Genomic DNA, 21,636 nt, shown 5'->3' on the forward strand with positions numbered 1-21,636 from the left:
ATGGCGCAGGAAGCCTTCACCCTCGTTGGCGAGCGAATCGAACCCGGCACCCGCCGGCAGGTCGACGTTCCGGTGGCCAAGCTCTATACCCACGCGCCGATGCACATTCCGGTGGAGGTGGTGCACGGTCGCCAGCCTGGTCCGGTGTTGCTGGTCTGCGGCGCGATTCACGGTGACGAGCTCAATGGCGTCGAGATCGTCCGCCGGCTGCTGAGGTTGCCGAACCTGTCGCGATTGCGCGGGACGCTGATTGCCGTGCCCGTGGTCAACGTCTTCGGCTTCGTCCAGCAGTCGCGCTACCTGCCGGATCGGCGCGATCTCAATCGCTGCTTTCCGGGGAGTGGGGGGGGATCGCTGGGCTCTCGCATCGCCGCGCTGATGCGGGAGGAGATGGTAGATCGGGCCACCCATATCATCGACTTGCATACCGGTGCCATTCACCGCACCAACCTTCCCCAGATCCGCTCCCAACTGCGCCAGAACCTCGAAACACAGGCCATGGCCGAAGCGTTCGGCGTGCCGGTGATCCTGAACGCGGAGCTGCGCGAGGGCAGTCTGCGCGAATATGCACAGAATCGTGGTGTCCCCGTGCTGACCTACGAAGCCGGCGAAGCGCTGCGCTTCGATGAGTGGGCCATCGCGCCCGGCGTTAGAGGAATTCGGCGCGTGATGCGCCTGATCGGCATGCTTCCGGCAGATAGTCGCCGCCGGGCACCGCCGACGGCGGAAGTCGCCAACGGCTCCAACTGGGCCAGGGCGCCGATCGACGGGATTCTTCGTCCGCGGGTGCGGCTAGGAACGCGGGTCGCGAAGCATCAGGTGCTGGGCGTGGTCGCGGATCCCTTCGGCAACGACGAAGCGCCGGTGGTCGCCAGCGCCGACGGTATCGTCATCGGCATGAGCAATCTGCCGCTGGTGAACGAAGGCGAGGCGCTGTTCCACGTGGCTCGCTATGACGAGATCGACGATGTCGAGAGCGCGGTGGAGAATTTTCAGACGCGCTACGAAACGCCCGGCGTCTAGGTCTAGTTGCGCTCTCAGGCCGACTCGGCCAGACGGCATTCGTCGACCAGCCCCACGGCGTCGTCGTAGACGCTGATTCCCGCGCCGTCCTTGTGGGCGCTTTCCGAGAGGAATCGTCGGAAGCGCCTGCCCCCGGCGCAGCCCTGGAACAGCCCCAGCAGGTGTCGAGTGATGTGGTTGAGCTTGGCGCCTTCGGCCAGTCGCCCGATCACGTAGGGGCGAAAGGCGCGAGCCGCATCGTGGCGGCTGATGGCTGGCGGCTCGGCATCGTAGAGCGCGCTGTCGACCTCGGCCAGAAGCCACGGATTCTGGTAGGCCTCCCGGCCGATCATCACGCTATCCACGCCGGCGTCGAGATGTGCTCTGCAGGCGTCCAGCGTGGTGATACCGCCGTTGATACCGATATGCAACTCGGGATGCTGCGCCTTGAGCCGGTAGACGCGGGGATAGTTGAGCGGCGGGACGTCACGATTTTCCTTGGGAGAGAGTCCCTGCAGCCATGCCTTGCGGGCGTGCACGATGAAGGTGTCGCAGCCGGCACCTGCGACTCGGTCGATGAAGCGTTCGAGATCGGCATCCTCGTCCTGGTCGTCGATTCCGATGCGGCATTTCACCGTCACTGGGATGGAGACCGTGCTGCGCATGGCGGCGACGGCGCCCGCGACCTTGTCGGGATGTCCCATCAGGCAGGCGCCGATCAGATTGTTCTGCACGCGGTCACTGGGGCAGCCCACGTTGAGATTGACCTCGTCATACCCCCACGACTCGGCGATCGCCGCGCACTCCGCCAGTTCCCCGGGATCGCTGCCGCCCAATTGCAGCGCCAGCGGGTGTTCCATGGCGTCGTAGCCGAGAAAACGTTCCCGTGGCGTGCCGTGCAAGATCGCGCCGGTGGTCACCATCTCGGTATAGAGCAGCGCACGGCGAGTCAGACAGCGGGCGAATGCGCGGTAATCGCGGGTCGTCCAATCCATCATCGGCGCGACTGAAAATCGGCGGGCTCGGTCTGCTGGGTTTTGTGTCGGCATATCAGTGAGTTGCGTCATGGTCGACTGTGTAAATACACGCTGGTTGATACCATCAAATCCCGTCGATGACCGGGCATAATGTATCGCCAGTGTATCAGTTGGCCCTATTGACCGGATTCACAGGGGAGCGCGGTACACATGGCGACTTTTCAGCGGCGCGGTCGGTGGCGCGTTATTGTACGGAAGAATGGGCATCCGTCACAGAGCCGTCTTCCGCGGCCCTGCGCGCAGATGTCGGCAAATCCAACTCGAGGCTGTACTCGAGCGACACAACGCTCATGGAGTGTGGATCTCTCGTCGTTCATCTCGGTGCCCACCGGGCTCTCCTTGTCGGAAAGATACCTTGAGCGGAAATTCACCAGGTCACTACGGGCTTGACCTCAAGTTAAATTGAGGAATTACGCTGCGCTTGTCGTTTCAGAGGAGTCCCATCATGTCAGCTATCGTTTCACTCTCCGACCAGGAAATGGCCAGCGTCGATCTAGCAGCCTATTTGAAGCGCGTCGGACTCTCGGGGGCCTTGCCCTCTACGCAGGAAACTCTGTGCGCCATCATTTCGCATCACATGGCCTCCATTCCGTTCGAGGCTATCGATGTATTGCTGGGGCGGGATATCTCGCTCGATCCGAAAGCCATCGATGACAAGATGCTCTATCGGCAACGTGGGGGCTATTGTTTCGAACACACCAGCCTGCTGCAGCGTGTGTTGCAAACCCTGGGATTCTCGGTAGAAAACCACCTGGCCCGGGTGTGGGTCGGCCGAATGCCGGAAAGCCCCGTCCCGGCCGCGACACATGCGTCCTTGAAGGTGGTGGTGGACGATGCCCTGTGGTTGGTGGATGTCGGTTTCGGCAGTTTCATGCCCAATGCGCCGCTCGCCTGGCAACCGGAGCTTTCCCAGCAATCCGCCTACGGCGCTTATCGGCTGCGTAAAACGATGGGCGGCTTCATGGTCGAGTCATGCCATGATCACGCTTGGCAAGCCCTGTACGAAATCCTCGATTTCCCGTGGGAGCCCATCGATTACCAGGTGGCCAACTATTACGTATCCTGCTACCCGGATTCACACTTTCGCAGTCGGTTGATGGTGGCCGTGACCACACCAGAAGCGCGTTACACGTTGGCGAACAATCGTTTGAAGATCGCACGGGTAAAGGGAGGTATCGAAGAGCGCCACCTCACGGTCGAGGAGATGATCGATACCCTGGGCGGACGGTTCGGGTTGAACATCGAGTCCTGCTGGATCCCGGTACTGGAGCGCATCGTTGCTTCAGCGCAAGCCCAGGATGAAGCCGTATCTTCGTGAGCAATGGGGAGACTGCTGCGCCGGGATTCGTCTCCGAACAGGCCATGACGCCGACAGTGTAAGAGGCCACCGCCCGCGTATCCGGTTTTCATGGCTTCGCCTATCGATCTCGACGATAGTCGCTTTCGAGGCATTCGATTCGCATGCTAACTGTCTCGTTCCCATAATGGCATCAACGGTCAAGGCCAAGTGGCCGACTGAAGAAAGAAAAAACGAAAAACGTCATTGGAGAACGAATCATGAAAACCCCCATTCTTGCCGCAATCGTACTGGCCGTCGCTCTGCCCGCTGCCGCTCAGGCCAATAGCGCCCAGGCCGAAGAGGCTTTTGCCAGCCAGCAGCAGGCACTGAACGTACAGCAGACTTCCGAGTTCCAGGCGCTGCCGACCCAATACCGTATCGATCCGGTCAATGGTGGCCACAGCGACGCAGCGGACGAGGCCTTGACCTATGTCTCTGCCAGCACCATGCGCGCTACCAGCATTCCGGCTGGCAACGATGATCTGATCGGTGGAGGGCAAAGCGTGGCAGCCGCCCAGGCGCTGCAGAGTGTTGGCCAATCGACAGGTCACGGCAGTGTCGAAATGACTTTTGCCAGCATCGACTGAGCCATAAGCAAGATCGCGGTCACAGAATATTCTGCCTTGTGCCTCGAGAGTCTGGGGCGCTTTTGAGAGACCTTCAGTCGTCTCCAACTTCCCTGGCCATTCCCCCTGGCCGGGGTTTTTTATGCGCCGCTGATCTATTGTCAATGAGCCATCGAGCTGTTTTGCGACAGGTCCAAGAGATGGAACTGGGTTTCGATGGCCTGCGGGCGGAGGGCGAGCTACGGATCGGGGCGTCGAGGCCGGTGCGGCACTTTCAAGGCTCGAGCCCGGAGTGTCCGTGAAGCGAGCTCAAGTCACCGGGGCGCTTGCCGATAGAACAGTCACCAGATGTTCTGGGGCGCGAGTTCAGTGCCGGCAACCGGGTAGGTTTCGATGTCGGCTGGGATCCGCTAACGCCTTGTGTCGCTTCCCTGCGACGACTTCGACCCGGTACATGTGGGGTTTCTCACCTTGTGCCACCGGGTCGCTTTTTCTCCGACACTCTATCCTGTCACGCCGACCAGAAAGCGTTCGTGTACTAGTTTACGCGAGGTAAATGAGCATTGTGACCGAGCTGTCGCTCCGGTCGATTTTGAACACCGTATGGGTGAGCGCAGGCATTTTTCAGACAAAGCGTAATGCCTTGCCTGGGATGGCGATCCATCTCGGGTCATTGTCTTGAAGAATCGAAACATGGCGAACGGCGGGAGACGGTTATCTGCCATTGATAGAGCGTTGGAAGATGGTGCCCGGAGTCGGACTTGAACCGACACGGTGTTGCCACCGAGGGATTTTAAGTCCCTTGCGTCTACCAATTTCGCCATCCGGGCCAAACGCATACGGCCTGGCGCCTTTTCGCAAGACAGGGCGCCGGTGACCGGAAGAGCGATCGAATCATGAAGACTCGATGCCGAGAAGAAGTGGAGGCTGGAGTCGGAATCGAACCGGCGTACACGGAGTTGCAGTCCGCTGCATAACCACTCTGCCATCCAGCCTTTCATCGATTTTCTGTAGATATATCGCTCGAATTGCCATTACATTACCAGAGCAATTCGCGTCGATTTGACAGGATCGAAATTCGTGTCCGATTTAGGATAGGGATCGGTCGGGCTGACACCAGCTCGCGAACCTCTTGACCATTACAAAACACGCTGTGTTTCTGGAGCGGGAAAGGAGATTCGAACTCCCGACCCTCGCCTTGGCAAGGCGATGCTCTACCACTGAGCTATTCCCGCTGAACACGCCGTCGCATTATAAGGATAAGTGCGTACCTGTCAAACGCTTATGTCACTTTTCGCTTACAGCGAGCGGGTGAGTTCCGGCCAGGCAGCCCTGAGATACTGGATCATCGACCACAGTGTCAGACAGGCCGCTGCATAGAGTAGAGCGATGCCAATGTTGGCAATCGTGGAGAGCGGCGGAAAGCCCAGGAGCAGCAGTAGAGAGATCATCTGCAACGTGGTCTTCGACTTGCCGATCCAGGAGACTGCTACTCGCTTTCGCTGCCCGATTTCCGCCATCCATTCACGCAGCGCGGAGATCACGATCTCGCGACCGATGATGACCAGCGCCGGCAGCGTCAGCCAGAACGCCTCATAACGCTCGATCAGTAGCGCCAGGGCGACGGCGACCATGACCTTGTCCGCGACGGGATCCAGAAATGCGCCGAATGGCGTGCTCTGGTCCCAGCGCCTGGCCAGGTAGCCGTCCAGCCAGTCGGTGACGGCCGCCAGTCCGAAGAGAACCGCTGTCACCAACAGGCTCCAGGCGTAGGGCAAATAGAACAGCACCACCATGAGCGGGATGAACACGATTCTTGCCAGGGTGAGCATATTGGGAATGTTCATCGTGCCGCTAGCGTCCTTACTGGGAGATGAGAGTCGGACATTTTACGCCTGCTAGGCGCGCTCATCCATGGAGCGCCTGATGTATGGTAGCCGCCATCTGCTCGTTGATCCCCGGAACGCGGGAAAGATCGTCCCGGGTTGCCTTGCGCACGCCCTGCAGGCCACCGAAGAAGCGTAACAGCTCTCGACGACGTTTCGGTCCGATGCCGGGAATATCTTGCAGTGAAGAGGTGCGGCGCTGCTTGTCGCGGCGCTGGCGGTGACCGGTAATGGCGAAGCGGTGAGCTTCGTCGCGTATATGCTGAATCAGGTGCAACGCCGGTGAACTGGTGTCGAGGTTGAGGGTGCGCTCCACCGTTTCGATGAACAGCGTCTCCAGGCCGGCCTTTCGGGTGGTGCCCTTGGCGACGCCGATCAGGGCGACATCGACGACTTCCAGTTCGACCAGAACCTCCCGGGCCATGTTCAACTGGCCCTTGCCACCATCGACGATCAGGATGTCCGGCAGCTTGCCTTCGCCTTTCTGCAGCCGCTTGAAGCGTCGGGTCAGGGCCTGGCGCATCGCCGCGTAATCATCACCTGCTGCCACCCCTTCGATATTGAAGCGACGATAGTCGGATTTGGCCGGGCCATTCTGGTCGAACACGACGCAGGAGGCCACGGTTGCCTCGCCGTGACTATGGCTGATATCGAAACACTCGAGTCTGACAGGGGAGACCGGCATGTCCAAAGCCTCGCGTAGTGATTCGAAACGCTTGCCCAACTGGCTGCGATTGGCAAGCTGGGTCGCCAAATGCTGCTCGGCATTGGTGATGGCCAGGCGGCGCCACTGGGCGCGGTGGCCTCGTACCTGAGACGCGACGCGAATGCGTCGACCGGCATGTTCGCTCAGTGCCGATTGCAGCAACCCGCTATCCGTCAACGGGTGCGAGGCGATGATTTCGAGAGGAATCTCCTTGGACTGGCCGAGGTAGAACTGGCTGACGAACTCGCTGAGCAAGTCCTCGGCCCCAAGATCCAGGCCGTTGTCGGGTTGATGATGGCGCGCGCCCATCATGCGGCCTTGGCGAATCGACAGTACGCTGATGCAGAGTCCGCCAGGCTGCTCGGCCAGGGCAAAGATGTCGGCATCGCCATCGGCGTTGTCGACGAACTGCTTCTCCTGCAATCGCCGCAATTGCTGGATCTGGTCGCGCAAGCGAGCCGCTTCCTCGAAGTCGAGCGCATCGCTGGCGCGCTCCATGCTGGCAGTGAGCTGCTGGGTCACCTGCTCGCTGCGCCCCTCGAGGCACATCACGGCGTGCTCGATGTCCTGACGGTAGTCGGCTTCACTGATGTAATCGACACAGGGAGCACTGCAACGTTTGATCTGGTACTGCAGGCAGGGCCGGTGCCGGTGCGCGAATACGCTGTCTTCACAGTTGCGGATGCGGAAGATCTTCTGCATCAGCGAGAGGCTCTCCCGGACCGCGGTCGAGCTCGGGTAGGGGCCGAGGTAGCGGCCGTCGCGCCGCTTCTGGCGAACTCGCTTGAATTCGAGCGCGGGATAGGGGTGTCGATCGGTGACGAAGACGTAGGGGTAGGACTTGTCGTCGCGCAGCAGAATGTTGTAGGGCGGTCGCAGCTCCTTGATCAAGGTCTGCTCCAGCAGCAAAGCCTCGGTTTCGCTGCGTGTGACCGTGATCTGGATGTCCTGAATGCGTGCCACCAACGCCTGGGTCTTGGTGTTCAAGGCGCCGCGGAAGTAGCTGGCGAGTCGCGGCTTGAGGCGTTTGGCCTTGCCGACGTAAAGGACATTGGCCTGCTCGTCGAGCATGCGATATACGCCGGGCGATTCTGAAACCGACTTCAGGAAGTGCTTGGCATCGAAGCGCAATGGGGTATCGATCGAGGGTTCACTCATGCCCCGAGTATATCAAAGTCCCGTACGGGCACGGTGGGCTCCCTGCATTTCCATTGCGTTCGACTGTCGTCACGATCGGGGCTCGAATTCGTCCAGCAGCCCATGCCGCAGGCCGAGGTGGGTCAGTTCCACGTCGGACTGCACTTTCAGCTTGTCGAATATTCGGTAGCGGTAGGTATTCACCGTCTTGGGACTCAGGCAGAGCTGCTCCGAGATGCGACTGACCTTGTGACAGTGAATAATCATCGTCGCGATTTGCAGTTCACGATGCGAGAGCCGGTCGAACGGACTCTGGCGACCCTCGCTGCGGGCCAGCACCACGCGTTGGGCGATGTCCGGGCTGATGAAGCGCTCTCCATCCGCGACCCGGCGCACGGCCTCGATCATCAAATCCAGCTGGGTGCCCTTGCTGATGAACCCGGTCACGCCGGAATCGATCAGACGTTGCGCCGTGCTCTCCTCGACTTGTCCCGTCAGCACGATGATCCGAGTGTCGGGCTGGGTCTTGAGGAGTTTCAGAATGGTCTCCAGACCGCCGATTCCCGGCATGCGTATGTCGATCATCGCAATATCCGGCAGGTGTTCCCGGCAGCCCTGTAATGCACTTTCTCCACTTTCGGCTTCGGCGACGACCTCGATATCGGGTTCGCTGGCCATGACGCGCGCGATACTGGTGCGCACCAAGTGATGATCGTCGGCTACTAATACCCTGATCAAGATGACTCCTGGATTCCCGCTGCCCCTGAAGGCCCTACCGTCGACTGAATATGCCAGCAACCGGCGGCCCTGAATTTGTGATTAATTAGTAGTGCGATGTCATTCAGCGATTCGACAAAAGCTTGGGTATCGCCAATATCTTTATGATTGAAGCTTGTACGTATACGGGTGGACGTTTCACCTTCGCTCTCGCTCTGTTAAGTAGTGTGACACGTTCTCGGACCAAATACTCCATGTTTGGCGGGGAATTTGCGACCCGCAAAGCACCGCGCCGCGCGGCTTCGACGTCGATGGTCGTGACATCGATGTCGACGAGTTCGGGCAAGCGGGCTTGACCTGGGGGGAGGGGGCTTTTATAGTGCCTCGCGTCCATCAGGGCAGCGCATTTTTGGGGCCTTAGCTCAGCTGGGAGAGCGCAACACTGGCAGTGTTGAGGTCAGCGGTTCGATCCCGCTAGGCTCCACCAGAATTTAGTTTCGAATCAGCCGCTTGGTGATCCAGACATCAGCGGCTTTTTCGTGCCTGAAATTCCGGTAGCCTTACTCGCTGTCCCGGCAACCACCCGCTTTCACCAATTATCGGCATCCGTTTGACTCCATTGCTCACCATCTTCGGGAATGAATTAGCCCGCTTGGTGATGGATCTTTATTCATTCGATACGCCACGCCTCTGGATAGAAACGGGCGTCGAGGTGACGGCATGCCTGGTCGCGATGCCAGACAGGGTAGCGTTGACAGTGATCGGCGCTCCACGGCACTATACTGGGCATGAATATGAATCCGACGCTCAGACTGAACCAGTGGTGGTGGCGCCTTTGATCCAAGGGCGGCATGCCGACGTCTGTAGAAAATGCCGTCCCTCGGGGCGGCATTTTTTCGTTTCTCCGCTGCGTTTCGTGGGGGTTTGGCATAGGTGAAATGATCGACTTGGGTAATCACCCGGGTAAGCAATCACGGCCTTTACTCGATCTAGTATGAATATCAGGAGCTTGCACCATGTCAGTCCTCATGATCGATAACCGATACGCCGTTCCGCTCCTATCCCTCCTTGTCCGCCAAGCCTAGATCGTAAGCAGCATCGGCATGTCAAGCCGTAATAATTAGTTCGCTGCTTTCCGCTTCAACTCCGTGACCATCCGCTATCGATGTGAGTAAGATCGTGAGTAACCCAAACCTTACTCACACGCCATGCCTCTATCAGACACCAAAATCCGCAATGCGAAGCCGCGTGACGCCGTCTACCGACTGTCCGACACCGATGGCCTATGCATCGAGATACGACCTTCAGGCGCGAAGACGTGGAGATTACGCTACCGGCTCGACGGCAAGGCGAACATGCACACCATCGGCTCATACCCGTCTATCTCGCTCAGCGTAGCACGCGAGCGCAGAGACTGGGGTAGGGCGCTCATTGCGCGAGGAATCCATCCACGCGAAGAGGTTGAGCGGGAGAAGCGGCGTCGAATCGCTGATGCCGGTGCCACGTTCGGCGCAGTCGCGGAAGAGTGGTTCGCTAAGCGCACGGATGAATGGACGGACTACTACGCCACCCAGGTTAGGCGAGGGCTGGATCAGGACATACTCCCGGTCATCGGAAAGCGCCCGATCAAGGAGGTTGGCGCGCAGGACATCCTGTCGATCATGCAGGCAACCGAGAAGCGCGGCGCCAAGACTGTAGCCGTGCTTCTTAGGCAGTGGATGAGCGCTGTTTTCCGGTATGGAATCGTGACGCTGCGCAACGACGAGGATCCAGCATCGCACGTCAAAGGCGCGGTGAAGCGCAACGAAGTGAAGCACGCGGTCGATCTCAATGAATCACAGTTGCGCCATCTTCTAGGCCAGCTTCAGGTGTTCGGCGGCTATCGGACGACACAGCTCGCCATCCGGTTCCTGCTGCTGACGATGGTGAGAACGATCGAGATGCGCCGTGCGCGGTGGGATGAAATCGACATCGAGGCACGGCTATGGCGTCTGCCCGAGGAAAGCATGAAGCGCCGGCAGAAACATCTGGTGCCGCTGTCCGATCAGGTTGTGTCGCTGCTCGAGGAGCTGCGCGACTATACCGGTGGCGGAGACATCCTGTTCCCGGGCATGAAGAATCCGCGCCAGCCTATCCATCTCACGACGATCAACCAGGCGCTCGGAAGGATGGGTTTCGGGAAGGGCGAGTTCTCGGCGCATGGATTTCGCGCCACGGCCTCAACGCACATGAACGAGCACGGCTGGTCTCCGGACGCCATAGAGCGCCAACTGGCACACGTGCCCGGGAATCGAACACGCAAGAGCTACAACCACGCTCAATATCTCGATGAGCGTAGACGCATGATGCAATGGTGGGCAGACTACATTGACGGCCTGGGTGGATGATAGGGTATGCGAAAAAAAGGCGCATATCCGAAGGAATAGACGAATTTAATTATGCCAAAGGAAGGGAATTATGATTTGCACAGTTACAACTGCGCTAGAAAGCTATGAATACCTAAAAAAATTCGCAGAAGCAAATATACGACTCGGGGCAGACCATATTTTCTTGTTTCTTGATGATGGTGATCATGAGAAGGCAGCTTATCTTAACAACCACCCAAATATTACAGCAATACCTACAGACAATAAATATTGGGGAAGAAATAGGCCAGAAAGCTTAAACGATAGGCAAAATATAAATTCAAATAAGGTGAATTATGTTTTATCTGATTTGGATTTTGACGTATGGTTAGCAAGCATAGATTCCGATGAATTCTTAAACATATGCAAAGAGTATATTTTAAACATAAAAGGAAAGAGGTACGTTAAGCTGCACACTTATGAGAAATTATGCTTTCCAGTAGAAAATTCGTGCGATGACTATTGCATATTGAATGATTGCGCCATTCCTGAGAATGGTAGAGTGGATATCTTTAAGAGGAAATTGTCAGACACGGAATTGGATCTTGCTGTATTGCTTGGACTTATAGGAGAATCTTCTAACTCTAGTTATTTTAATGGACACACTGCCGGTAAATATATCGTGAAGGCATCAAAAGACATAGTGATGGGGGTACATAATGCTAAGAGGAATGACGGAAAATGGATTGCGTCTCATAAACCTGAAGACATGGAATTTTCTGTCCTGCACTACGATATGCCAAGCTTCAGTATTTTTTTAGATAAGTGGGGGAGGCACGCACACGGGGCCGGTAGCTCTTCGTTCAGGGGGGCTAGGATGATGATCAAGAACTCAATATCGTTGATAAATGGAAGACTATTAAATAATGATGATTTAAGAGAGAAATATTTAAAGAAAATATACAGCCAGATGGTTGTCAAAAATATAAAACAATTTGTTGAACTAGACCTTTTGGTCTGCGTAGATTTTAATGAGAATTATTCACCAAATGGCTTTTCAAAGGAAAGAATTGATTTTATACTTTCGTGCTTTTAGAATTTTACTAACCCCCCTCCAAGATGTTTTCTCGGAGGGGTGTGTGTATTAAGAATTTTTTAATATTTCAATTTCATTGAAAAGCTTTTTAATTAAATAAAGATTAATGGCGACCCCCCTCTCGTAGAATAGATTTTCCACCTCACCGCTCGTGTCATCGACCATGCACGTGAGTCCCAGTTCATATGCTTGATCTGCCGACATACCTAAGTAGAGCTTGCTGTCTGGGTCTTCTTCGTACTGATTCTTATCGCGGTACGTGAATGGATCCATTTGTAACCACTTATTGGCAACATCTTCTACATCGTAGCTGTCAAGAACCTTATACTTCATCGCGGATGTGGTTCTTTGAATATTACCGCTGGAACCGATAAACATGTTGGCAGCATTTGATGTTGTTGATGAGTGTGTGGCTGGGCTTTGGATAGTGCCGTCAAAATTTACCTTGTAGACCATTTCTTCGCCGCGATGCAGAGACCAAGCAGCTCCTTCTGGAGCGTTATTAGACGGATAATACAATTTATTATCATCGCCTGCGACAGTCACGAACGTACTAGTCGCCGGGAGAACTGACGTATCTGTCAAGTCCCCACAATAGACGCCATATTCGCTACGCTGGTTGTAATTTGCTCTAACGTTAGTGAAAACGCCATCGCCTACAGTCCTGAGCTTCAGGAAAGGCACCGCCGATCCGCCGTGTCCAAGAACTTCTGCGGAGTTTGCAACGATATTAAGACCCTCGATCGATGTTACTGATTGATCCGTCTCCATTGTCACGATACCGTGACCTTCTGGGGTTAGGTTATTAGTTCCAGACTTATTTGAAACAATGCTTACCCCTTTAAATGTGTTCTTTGCAATATGATTGGGGCTACCGTCATTAATTACGACATTATCCATCCATCCAACGTTAGTAAACTTGAATATGGCATTGTCCAAGTCGTTCGCAACCAGAGTTATGTGACGTGGATCTCTGAAGATGGCGCAGAACCTGTTCACGGTGGAATTGTTGCCGTAGGACCAGTGATGGTTGACGATATTGATAGAGCCATAGTTGTAGTCATGCGGACCACACCATTCACTGAACCCGCCCTCCACAACGATGTCGCCACAATTCGCCACAATTGGAGCCCCAGTGTACGCAGCACTTGAAGGCAGACACGCCCAACGGCAACCATGGAACGTTGCGCCGTTGTCCCCCTCCCATTTTCCTGTATTATCTACACTACGCAGATAGATCGAGGTCTGGTCACAGAAGTTAAGGAACTGAATATCTCTGAAAATTGCATTGTAGAAGTTATATATCAGGATGGACCCGATCTGCTTACCCATACTGTCTATCGTGCCACCGAAGAAGATCGGGTGATTAAATGCAGCATTTGGCCATTCTGTATAATTTGCGCCGAATTCAATCATCTGCTGGTCCGGCATGTCGTCTCCGAGCCAACGGATATTGAAGTTGCAGATGATGTTGTTCTGGTTGCGTTTCACATTTGGCAGATTAGTAAACCCATTCTCTCCGGCTAGACAAACAACTCGGTTTGCAATCCCAATTGGGAACCCTTCTAGGTCTAGCACCTGCGCATCTGAGTCATACAGCGCCTTAATGGCTTCAAATAATTGCTGCGACTGGTCAACGTTTGGGTCAGAACTAATTGCGAAATCTGACCATCTTAGAGCGCCACGCGATCGCCTTACTTTATAATCCTGTACGAATTCTGAGTTGGCGACAGTATCATCAGCCCACTCAGACTGGCTTTTTGTGACCTGGCCGTCAGTAGTTGAGACAATCCCTTGGCCGGGATGAAACTTGAAAACCAGAACGCCGGATTCATAGACATAGCGAGACGCCATGCCGTTGGTATTCTCGTCGGCGAACACCTCGACCACATCGCCTTCTTCTAGCGTGGCGGCGGCAGCGTCTGCATAAGTGTCGAAGAACTTAACATCTCCGCTAGCTTCAGCGGCCATGATGGCTTGATCGCGAGCTTTCTCGGCACGCCGCGTAAGATCTGCGATGTAGCCGATACTTGACTCGATGTCATCGACGACTCCGTCGACATAGCCTTTTGTCGCGGCATCTGTTGAGGAAGTGGGCGATCCGACATTCTTGATGCGCAACCCCAGCGCATCCCAAGCCAGGCCCCAGAAGTCTTTCTTGATTGAGCGTCCAGACTCCCAGTCCAATTGCTGGAGCATCATGACGATGCGGTCGTAGGTCTCTTCCAGGTTCTCGGGGAAGAATGACCCTTGATTGCGGAGGTCCAATATCTGCTGCAACGGCAGGATGCGGGTAATCAGCACTTTCTGGGTGGCGGTTGGTACGATGGAGGAGAGGATGACTTCGCCCCCAGAGCTGAACGTTCCAGTGCCGGTGACGCTGTAGTCGTAGTTGAGCGTCAGTTGCTGATATGAGCCGTCCGCTTCATTCAGGATGTACACGAAGATGTGGGACGGATCGATAGCGCGGAAATTAAAGTCAAAGACCTGCTGTGCGCCGTCACCCTGATGGAAGACGTGCATGGATTCGACGGAGACAGTCATTGGGGATCCTCGGGCACAAAAAAACCCCGGCTTTCGCCAGGGTTCGTTGGGGTTGCTGTGACAGCTACATTTGCTGTCGTCTATAGCGTTGCTCGTGCAGGTATCGCTCGTGCCAGTCGACCTCTCGCCGGCCTCTCTGGCCCAACCAGAGCAGCAGGAAGGGCAGGGCAGACACCGCGATTGAGATAAGCGTAAAGGCGGACAGGTCGCCGCTGATGAGGCTCCAGCCAGACACCATCAGTACTGGTGCCGCGAAGAAGCACAGGAACGCCGGAACATCCCACCACTTGCTGTAGTAGATGCGCCGCTTACGCTGTATCAGCGACTCTGTCGATTCCAGAAAAACGCCTTTCATGTGCTTTACCTTGCTATCCCCAAGGGGTCAGCATAATTCTGAGAAGGTCTCAAAAGGAAGGTCTGAGCGTTATCTTTTTGGATTCTGCGCTCCGTTCGCCTCAGTGAACCGGGGCTCATGGCCTCCTGTACCGAGTAGAAGAACAGATAATCAAGTGCGGCGCGGGTATAGAACAAGTTCATGAATGGCGTGTTGTTTTGCGCCAGGCGGAACGCGCTGCCGGCATCAGCATCTCCGGACTTGAGTTCCTGCCACAACGTCACGGTATCGCTGAACGTGCCGATAGAGGGTCCAGCCAGAGTACCCAGGACACCGCCACCAAATCGGTTGGCTTCACCGAACAGGAAGTCGCCGTAGATACCCAGACCTCCACCCTGGACCATGGCGGCCATCCACGTCTTGGGATCGGACGGATCACGAGGGGAGCGACCCTTCACACCATCCTTTGCCACCATCGACATATAACCGAATGCCGTGGTCCATACCATGAGCTGAGCCAGGCCAAGGATCTCCCCGTTGCCGTTGCGCAGCGCGTTGACGAAATCACGGCCGGCACGAAACGATGAGTCCATGGCGCCCGGCGTGTACCCGCGTCCATAGAGCTCGCGCCCCAGTGTCTTCTGAATGAACGTCACCGGGAATGACTTGAACTGACCCAAGAAGCGGAGAAGCTCACCAGGGACGGTCCCGCGCTGTGTTCCTTGGTTCATGATCGAACGGGTGCGTGCATCCGGCTCAAGCACTGCATAGGTCACGCGGTCATTCACGTAGGTAGACAGTTTTCGTCGTAACTGCTCGCGGACATCGGCCAGCGATGAATCTGAAACCCTGATGCCACGATCGGTCAGATAGCCAGACAGCGCCTCGTCAGGGATGTCATCAACACCATCTGGTGTCAGGTAATCCCTACCATCAGCGTGACGCATTGGTATTTGGCGGTATAGAGACCATTCCGCATCGCCGATGTCATAGAGGCCAAGGGCGCGCTTCAGGTTGCTGTCTACGCCGCCCCATTGCCGCTTTGAAGCATCGGCAAGGTGATGCGACATCATCAGGCCCACAGATGCCTTGTTGGCATCCGTCCACCATGACAGGCCGTTGAGGCGGAAGAAGTGATTCATCATCCGCGACATGCGCCCGCCCATGGTGTCATCGGCGGAAAAACGACGGGCAATCTCACCACGCATCGAGTCGGCGTAGACGCCGAATCCGGACAGGATCTGTTTCTGTTCCTGCGTACCCCGGCCTTTGAGCAGGCCTCCCATCAATCGGCCCATCGAGCCAAGGTAGCTTTGCCCTTGATATCTGAGTTCGGATGCAGATGCGGGCAGGTCGCTGAAGCTCGAGAGTAGGGCGCCGCCAAGCTTTGACATCGACTGCCAGGCGCGCACGTTGGATGACACGCGGGCGAAGGATGCGTTCTCGGGTATGCGTGTCTGTCCGGTCACTTCCTTCATGCGATTGGCCAGCGCACCGCGACGAGCATTATCGAAGGCTCGTAGCTTCAGAGGATCGTCGCGCATCGTATCGGCGATGGCATCTAGCGCTTGCTCCATGTTGGCTTCGGGATTGGTGCCAAGTCGGCGCAGCGTGGCCGTGTTCTGTCCGGCCAGGTCGAGGCCGCGAATCACCGCTTCACGAAGGTTGCCGGTTCCGTATTTCTGGTTATAGCCATGCCATGCCAAGCCATCGCGGAAGTGAAGAACACGGTTCTGGCTCATCTTCTTGGCCAGGTTAGCCGGCCCCTTGAAGCCACTTGCCTTCACCTCCTGCCCGGCGCGCTCATGATTTCCGGAAACAATGCCGTTGTAGGCGGAGCGAAGGTAGTCATTGCGGTCGCTGACGCCATCGAAGGTCGTCTCATCCAGCAGTGGAAGAATATCGTTGGCCCATTGCGAGAAGCCTGCCCGGCGCAGTTTGTCGGCGTCATGGCTCTGGCGCGTGATGTAGCCGTCGAGTTTTCCGATACTGGCGCCGGCGCGGTTCGCGTCGACTCGGGCCAGCTCCTGGTAGCGCTGGATTATCTTGGCAATCTTGACTGAGCCTGGATTCAAGTCGCTGACGTCGCGATCCTTACCCAGGCGCCACATAGCGTCGGATATCTCGGCGTCGGATCCACCTTTAGACAGAAATGCCGTCAGGTTCTCGCGATCCAGGTCTGCCAGGAGACCACCCAGGTAGCGATCGGTCAGCGCCTTCTGTTCAGCAGCGACAGACAGACGGGCGCCGCGACGGGCAAGGTTGGTGCCGACCAGGAGAGACTCAACACCAAGATCCGGGCGATCCGCGAAACTCTCGCGCACGAAGTTGACGATCTCGGCGCGCCGGCGAACGTTGATCAACGCATTGCGCTTCTCAATGATGGCCGCTTGCTCGGCCTGGCGTGAAAGCTCGTCAGCAGCGCGTAGAGCTGCGGTCTCGAGATCCATCGCCTCGTTGGCGGCCTTGATTGCCTGCGTGCGACTGCGAAGCTCTGAGAAGACCTCCTGCAGCTCTTCGTCCGAGATATCTCCGACCGCATTGCGCACAGCGTCAACACAGGCGTTTAGACCGGCTGGAAAGGTTGCCATCAATACCTCGTCAATTCAGATTGCAGAAAACGGCTTCACGGTATGCCAGGCTGTAGCGCTGGGCGGCCTGTGCAAGCTGATCCGCCTCCTGAAGCTCGGGAGATGATCTCTCGATAAGTGCTCGGTCTTCGTCAGACATGCGCGCCACCGATTCGCGGAACCGTTGCTCTTCTTCAGCAAGCGCGGCGCGAGAATCCTCGAGATCATCGAAATTTTCCGTAACCACTTCCTGGGCACGCTGGCTTTCGGCGACAGACTGCGGGTCAGCCTGCCTTGGCTGCGGATTCTTGATGCGCTCCATGGCCGCTCTAGATCGCGTCGGATCTGATAGATCGTAGATCGCTTCGGCATCGATTCGTTGTCCAGTCACTGACTGAACCACCGCAGCTCGCAGTGCGTCGGCACGGGTGCGCCAGTGAGCGCCCTCGGCACGCGAACGGGCAGTACGGATGCCAGCGCCAAGGGGATTCTGGCGCAATCCATCTCGGATCTCTGTGGCGCGTTGATCGATCTGTTCACGGAATTGCTCGGGCACCTCTCCGCGCAGCAGCCTGACACGGTCCTGCGTGCTCATCTCGGCGCGTCGATTGCCTTCAATAGTTGAAGTCAGCTCATCCCGGCGTGCTGACAGTTCCCGCTGAGCCGTGCGGGCGCGAATGTTGGCCGCATTACGGGCACGACTGCGCGACATGCCGCGCTGCTGATTCTCGACTTGCAAGCGGTTTCTCAAATCGTTGATACCGGAAAGCTGAGTCTCGACGTCGGCCAGCTCGGTGCGTAGTGCGCGGACGCCTTCGACGCGACCACCGGTATCTATCTGGTTGGCAATCTCTTCGGCAGCCTGTCGTTGCGCACGACGATTCAGATAAGCCTCATCGTTCTGTACCTGCTTCGCCAGCGTGGTACGCACTGCTTCAATTGGATCGTCATCCAACGCACGGGTAAACGTCTGCGGAGACGGTGCGCGCGCCGCCAGGTCAGACAATGACATCGAGGTCACACCGGATGGCGTGAATTTGAGGTCACCGTCTGCAACACGCACCGATGGCGTATCGACGCCCGGGATGTCGGGAGCATCTGGCACAGGATTACCGGGGTTTGCCTCGGCGGCTCGGCGCCGCACAGCATCAGAGATTGCCCCGCCTGCCGAGTGAAGGCCGCCACCCAGAATCCCGCCGAAGGCGATGTTGGTCAGGGAATCGGAAAGGCCATACTCGGTCTGGTCCTGGTTGGCAGCGAACAGAGGAAGCGGTTCGAGGAGGGCGGCACCTGCCGCACCTTCGATGGCGCCAACACCAGCGCGCGCACCAGCACGACCCAGGGCGGATGTCTGACGCGCCACCAGTGAGGCATAGCGCGCTTCACCCACAATGGGGATGAACGCTGCGGCGATGTTGAGAGGATCAACGAACGTAGCAGCCAACCCACCGAACACTTGGGGAACCATGGAGGATTCGGAGCGCGCCAGCATCTGGTTTCTCGCCAGCTCTGCGCGATGCCTGTCGACCAAAATGTCCAGGGCGTCAGACGTTATGCCTTGATCGGGGATACTGATCCCTTCCAGCCCCAGGCCTTTTACCTTTTGGCGTGCCTCGCTGGCCGGCATGCGGTCAGGGCCTTGCCCATCAAACCACGTTGACGGGGATGTCCACTCGAAACCATTGTTGGCTGCCGATAGCTCGGCAATGCGAACGACAGACGTACCCGGGTTGTCAGCGAATGCATCATCGAACCCTGCTTCGAATGCATCTCCAGTCGTGGACGGGAGATCCAGAAGGGTACGGCTGTCGAGAGCGGGCGCGCCGCCTGTGTAAAAGGTCATTTATAGCCCCGTATCAAGCCAGCCTGCGTTGCGTTCCTGGATGTCCTGGACCTTCTGGCTTTGCTCTACCAGCTGATCCCAGCTCAACGAAACCGGGTTGCCATCGCGACCCAGAACACGGTATCCATTGACCATTAGATCGAGGCCCGTCTCGTCGCTGTTGGTGACCCACTCACCGCTGTTCCTGACGGCGTCCTCGAGCTGACGTGCATTGTCCTCGTCCGAGACGCCCGGGAGGCCTTCCAGTGGGTACAACTGGTCAGCGGCAAGGTCGTTGATGTACGTCCTGGCACCGGCACCGACGGCATCGGCATCGACCGTGTTGGGTACACGATAGGTGTCGCTGAACGTGTACTTTCCGGCAATCCCGTCGACAACCTTCTCAACGGCATCTCCACTCGACTCGCCAGACAGCGCATAGGAGGCGGCTGTCTTGACCGCGACTTGGTAGAGCCGTGTGTAGGTCTCGAGCCCACCGGCCTGATTGATCAGCGTCTGGCGTAGCGGCTCCATCTGATTCGTCACTTCGGCCTGGATATCGGCTTTCACACCGGTTTCCAGCGGCCCGAAAATGTCCGAATCCTTGATGTTGGCGATCGATGCCAGGCGCTCGGAGAGTTCCGGCGAAGCCCCGGAGGCGATAACCTGGACCTCGGGCGGCAGCTTGGTACCGGCCTGCTTCAACACTTCACCGAAGTAGGGGCCGTAAAGCTGGCTTTCACGCTGCACAATCTGCGCCGCGTTCTCGCCGCCTTCCTCCTGGTCATTGAACATCCGCACGAAGCCGGCCACCTGCTGTTTCGATAATGGCTTGGGATCTGCAACGCCCTGGCGCCTTTGCTCGGCAAGGCTGGCTCGTGCAACCGCCTGGTAGGCTTCCGGCGTCTGCTCGGTGCGTGCCGCCTGGATGGCTTGCTGAACAGTCGGGCTATATCGGGCGACATAGGCGGCAGGATCGTCTTCGCGCTGTTTAGCAAGGTTCTGATAGGCGCGCTGTAGGGCCTGCTGGATTTGCTGCTTTTGCTTAAATCCTTCTCCAGCAACTTTCTGTTGGCTTCCTAGATATTCAACGGCTTGCTGATCATGAAGCTTTTGCGCGTAAGCACTGGCATCTTGAGGATTATCAAAAATCCCTAGGTTACGACCAGTTCTCTCGTATTGATCGATTGCCTCATCATCCGACATTATCCTTCCGTCGTCGCTGACGGTAGGAATCAAGACCTCGCCTTCCTCCGTTCCAATAGAGATAGAGCGAACGGTGCTGATTGATCCATCTTCATTATGAACTGAAGGACGAGTAGAAAGATCAATATTTCCTTTTGAAATCATCCCCGGGGCGGCATCCCCGTAAAATGGGGCAGGGCGAGCAGGGTCAAATCGTCCGATTATCGCTTTTGCTTCTTCAGGAGTAGCGGTCGCCAGATCTTGCATGGCTGGCTGCATTTCCTGAACACGCTTAAACGCTTCGTATTGCTCGTCCGCTTTGTCACCATACGCGGCGACAAAGTCATCTTTAGTAGGCGGGTCTGCATAAGTAAGCCCGGATTGATACGCAGCAGAAGCATCTGTGACGCGGTCAACCAATTCAGCACGAGCAATCGCCTGAATCTGTCGCTGCTCAGCGCGGCGCGCGCGGGCCTCGGCTTCACGCTGGCGAATCTCTGTGTCGATGCGGCTCCGAACCGCGTCTTGGTTCTTTGGCGTGAGTTGATCGCCCAATTCATCCAGCTGCTTGCGCGCCGCATAGGGATCATCCTGCGCAGTTCGGTTTAGAACGCCGGCCAAGGTCGCACTGCGGGCATTCGTCAGTTGCTCGTTGGTGACTTCCTCTGACCAACCCATTGCCTGGCCACGGGCGCGGATTGAGCTGCCGATGAACTGTATCTGCTCGCGAACCGCATCCGGGTCATTGTAGTTCTGGATCGCGGCATTGCTGGCCGTGTTGACTGATGCTTCATAGGTCTGCTGTTCGTACTGGTTGATCTCACCATTGACGTAGCTCGATACGCCGCGCATGAACGTCGGCCGCTGCCTGGCCTGGACCTGCATGAAGGCGTCACGCTGGTCCGGGCTATTGAGTTGACCCAGACGCTCGTTGTACTGCTGCTGGTAGAACTCTTGCGCCTGCTTCTCGAGGTCGAAGGCGTTCTTGCCTTTCTGCTGTCGCGCCTGCTCCATCCACTGCATGGTAGCGTCAGTAATTCCGGTCTGCGCTTCCTGCACAGCGGCTAGATCGGCGCGCTGCTGGAAATCGGAATAAATGCGCTGTGCCTGGCTGACAGCCTGATTGACCGCCTGACCCTCTGGAGCCCGGGCGTCTATGACATTGAATCCGGGTAGATTGCCTGGCTGAACGGCTGACGAGTTGTCACCGTTGTAGAGAGGAACTCTCGGCATGTTCTACCCCGTGGTTGCGCTGTTATACCAATTACCAGATGAGGTATTCCCACCGGACCCAAACGCACCGGCGCGATACCCTTGATAGCCACCAGTGGCTAGTGTGGTGCCTGCGCT

Annotated in this window: 14 protein-coding genes and 4 tRNA genes; 6 read left to right on the forward strand and 12 right to left on the reverse strand. The window is 56.9% G+C overall.

Annotated elements, in window-relative coordinates:
• Window positions 1-1,023, forward strand: a complete 1,023-nt coding sequence (locus F0A16_RS02640) for a succinylglutamate desuccinylase/aspartoacylase family protein (RefSeq protein WP_149433828.1) — start codon at window positions 1-3, stop codon at window positions 1,021-1,023.
• A gap of 14 nt (window positions 1,024-1,037) precedes the next feature.
• Here F0A16_RS02640 and dusA read toward each other — a convergent pair whose 3' ends face one another.
• The gene (gene dusA / locus F0A16_RS02645) at window positions 1,038-2,051 is read right to left on the reverse strand and encodes a tRNA dihydrouridine(20/20a) synthase DusA (protein WP_149434095.1); all 1,014 of its coding nucleotides are present in this window, start codon (window positions 2,049-2,051) and stop codon (window positions 1,038-1,040) included.
• 466 nt (window positions 2,052-2,517) lie between these two features.
• Here dusA and F0A16_RS02650 point away from each other — a divergent pair, with 466 nt between their 5' ends.
• Window positions 2,518-3,357 carry an arylamine N-acetyltransferase family protein gene (locus F0A16_RS02650; protein ID WP_187775882.1) on the forward strand — a complete coding sequence of 280 codons (840 nt, stop codon included), beginning with the start codon at window positions 2,518-2,520 and terminating at the stop codon, window positions 3,355-3,357.
• Between the two features lie 239 nt (window positions 3,358-3,596).
• Window positions 3,597-3,965 carry a hypothetical protein gene (locus F0A16_RS02655; RefSeq protein WP_149433830.1) on the forward strand — a complete coding sequence of 123 codons (369 nt, stop codon included), beginning with the start codon at window positions 3,597-3,599 and terminating at the stop codon, window positions 3,963-3,965.
• Window positions 3,966-4,687: 722 nt separating this feature from the next.
• On the opposite strand, the gene F0A16_RS02660 is transcribed toward F0A16_RS02655, so the two are convergent.
• The 6 genes from F0A16_RS02660 to F0A16_RS02685 all read right to left on the reverse strand — a co-directional run bounded on the left by F0A16_RS02660 (window position 4,688) and on the right by F0A16_RS02685 (window position 8,411).
• Window positions 4,688-4,774 (reverse strand) — tRNA-Leu (locus tag F0A16_RS02660).
• Window positions 4,775-4,865: 91 nt separating this feature from the next.
• Window positions 4,866-4,939, reverse strand: a tRNA-Cys gene (locus F0A16_RS02665).
• Window positions 4,940-5,104: 165 nt separating this feature from the next.
• Window positions 5,105-5,179 (reverse strand) — tRNA-Gly (locus F0A16_RS02670).
• Window positions 5,180-5,242: 63 nt separating this feature from the next.
• Window positions 5,243-5,791, reverse strand: coding sequence for a CDP-diacylglycerol--glycerol-3-phosphate 3-phosphatidyltransferase (gene pgsA / locus F0A16_RS02675; RefSeq protein ID WP_149433831.1), 549 nt, complete (start codon window positions 5,789-5,791; stop codon window positions 5,243-5,245).
• 61 nt (window positions 5,792-5,852) lie between these two features.
• A complete protein-coding gene (gene uvrC, locus F0A16_RS02680) occupies window positions 5,853-7,667 on the reverse strand; it encodes an excinuclease ABC subunit UvrC (RefSeq protein ID WP_149434096.1) in 1,815 nt (604 codons plus the stop codon).
• A 96-nt stretch (window positions 7,668-7,763) separates the two neighbouring features.
• Complete coding sequence (locus F0A16_RS02685) at window positions 7,764-8,411, reverse strand: response regulator (protein ID WP_149433832.1); 648 nt, start codon at window positions 8,409-8,411, stop codon at window positions 7,764-7,766.
• A 390-nt stretch (window positions 8,412-8,801) separates the two neighbouring features.
• Between F0A16_RS02685 and F0A16_RS02690 the strand changes: the two genes are divergently transcribed.
• From F0A16_RS02690 to F0A16_RS02700, 3 genes are all read left to right on the forward strand, one after another.
• Window positions 8,802-8,877: transfer RNA gene (locus F0A16_RS02690), tRNA-Ala, on the forward strand.
• 721 nt (window positions 8,878-9,598) lie between these two features.
• Entirely contained in the window at window positions 9,599-10,777 is a 1,179-nt protein-coding gene (locus F0A16_RS02695; RefSeq protein WP_149433833.1) for a tyrosine-type recombinase/integrase, read from the forward strand.
• 70 nt (window positions 10,778-10,847) lie between these two features.
• Complete coding sequence (locus F0A16_RS02700) at window positions 10,848-11,831, forward strand: glycosyltransferase family 2 protein (RefSeq protein WP_149433834.1); 984 nt, start codon at window positions 10,848-10,850, stop codon at window positions 11,829-11,831.
• Window positions 11,832-11,879: 48 nt separating this feature from the next.
• Here the strand turns inward: F0A16_RS02700 and F0A16_RS02705 are convergent, their stop codons facing one another.
• The 5 genes from F0A16_RS02705 to F0A16_RS02725 form a co-directional block, all read right to left on the reverse strand.
• The gene (locus tag F0A16_RS02705) at window positions 11,880-14,375 is read right to left on the reverse strand and encodes a hypothetical protein (protein ID WP_149433835.1); all 2,496 of its coding nucleotides are present in this window, start codon (window positions 14,373-14,375) and stop codon (window positions 11,880-11,882) included.
• Window positions 14,376-14,439: 64 nt separating this feature from the next.
• A complete protein-coding gene (locus F0A16_RS02710) occupies window positions 14,440-14,730 on the reverse strand; it encodes a hypothetical protein (protein ID WP_149433836.1) in 291 nt (96 codons plus the stop codon).
• Window positions 14,731-14,735: 5 nt separating this feature from the next.
• Window positions 14,736-17,300: a hypothetical protein gene (locus tag F0A16_RS02715; protein WP_149433837.1), complete on the reverse strand. Its 2,565-nt coding sequence runs from the start codon at window positions 17,298-17,300 to the stop codon at window positions 14,736-14,738.
• 10 nt (window positions 17,301-17,310) lie between these two features.
• Window positions 17,311-19,122 (reverse strand): hypothetical protein, encoded by a 1,812-nt coding sequence (locus tag F0A16_RS02720; protein ID WP_149433838.1) that lies wholly within the window; start codon window positions 19,120-19,122, stop codon window positions 17,311-17,313.
• Entirely contained in the window at window positions 19,123-21,519 is a 2,397-nt protein-coding gene (locus tag F0A16_RS02725; RefSeq protein WP_149433839.1) for a hypothetical protein, read from the reverse strand.
• Window positions 21,520-21,636: the final 117 nt, after the last annotated feature.

This window comes from Salinicola corii (genome assembly GCF_008298015.1).
GTDB lineage: Bacteria > Pseudomonadota > Gammaproteobacteria > Pseudomonadales > Halomonadaceae > Salinicola > Salinicola corii.

Coding starts and splice junctions, on each gene's coding strand:
- F0A16_RS02640 (WP_149433828.1), top strand. CDS start 1: ATGGCGCAGGAAGCCTTCACCCTCGTTGGCGAGCGAATCGAACCCGGC.
- dusA (WP_149434095.1), bottom strand. CDS start 2,051: ATGCCGACACAAAACCCAGCAGACCGAGCCCGCCGATTTTCAGTCGCG.
- F0A16_RS02650 (WP_187775882.1), top strand. CDS start 2,518: ATGGCCAGCGTCGATCTAGCAGCCTATTTGAAGCGCGTCGGACTCTCG.
- F0A16_RS02655 (WP_149433830.1), top strand. CDS start 3,597: ATGAAAACCCCCATTCTTGCCGCAATCGTACTGGCCGTCGCTCTGCCC.
- pgsA (WP_149433831.1), bottom strand. CDS start 5,791: ATGAACATTCCCAATATGCTCACCCTGGCAAGAATCGTGTTCATCCCG.
- F0A16_RS02695 (WP_149433833.1), top strand. CDS start 9,599: ATGCCTCTATCAGACACCAAAATCCGCAATGCGAAGCCGCGTGACGCC.
- F0A16_RS02700 (WP_149433834.1), top strand. CDS start 10,848: ATGATTTGCACAGTTACAACTGCGCTAGAAAGCTATGAATACCTAAAA.
- F0A16_RS02705 (WP_149433835.1), bottom strand. CDS start 14,375: ATGACTGTCTCCGTCGAATCCATGCACGTCTTCCATCAGGGTGACGGC.
- F0A16_RS02710 (WP_149433836.1), bottom strand. CDS start 14,730: ATGAAAGGCGTTTTTCTGGAATCGACAGAGTCGCTGATACAGCGTAAG.
- F0A16_RS02715 (WP_149433837.1), bottom strand. CDS start 17,300: ATGGCAACCTTTCCAGCCGGTCTAAACGCCTGTGTTGACGCTGTGCGC.
- F0A16_RS02720 (WP_149433838.1), bottom strand. CDS start 19,122: ATGACCTTTTACACAGGCGGCGCGCCCGCTCTCGACAGCCGTACCCTT.
- F0A16_RS02725 (WP_149433839.1), bottom strand. CDS start 21,519: ATGCCGAGAGTTCCTCTCTACAACGGTGACAACTCGTCAGCCGTTCAG.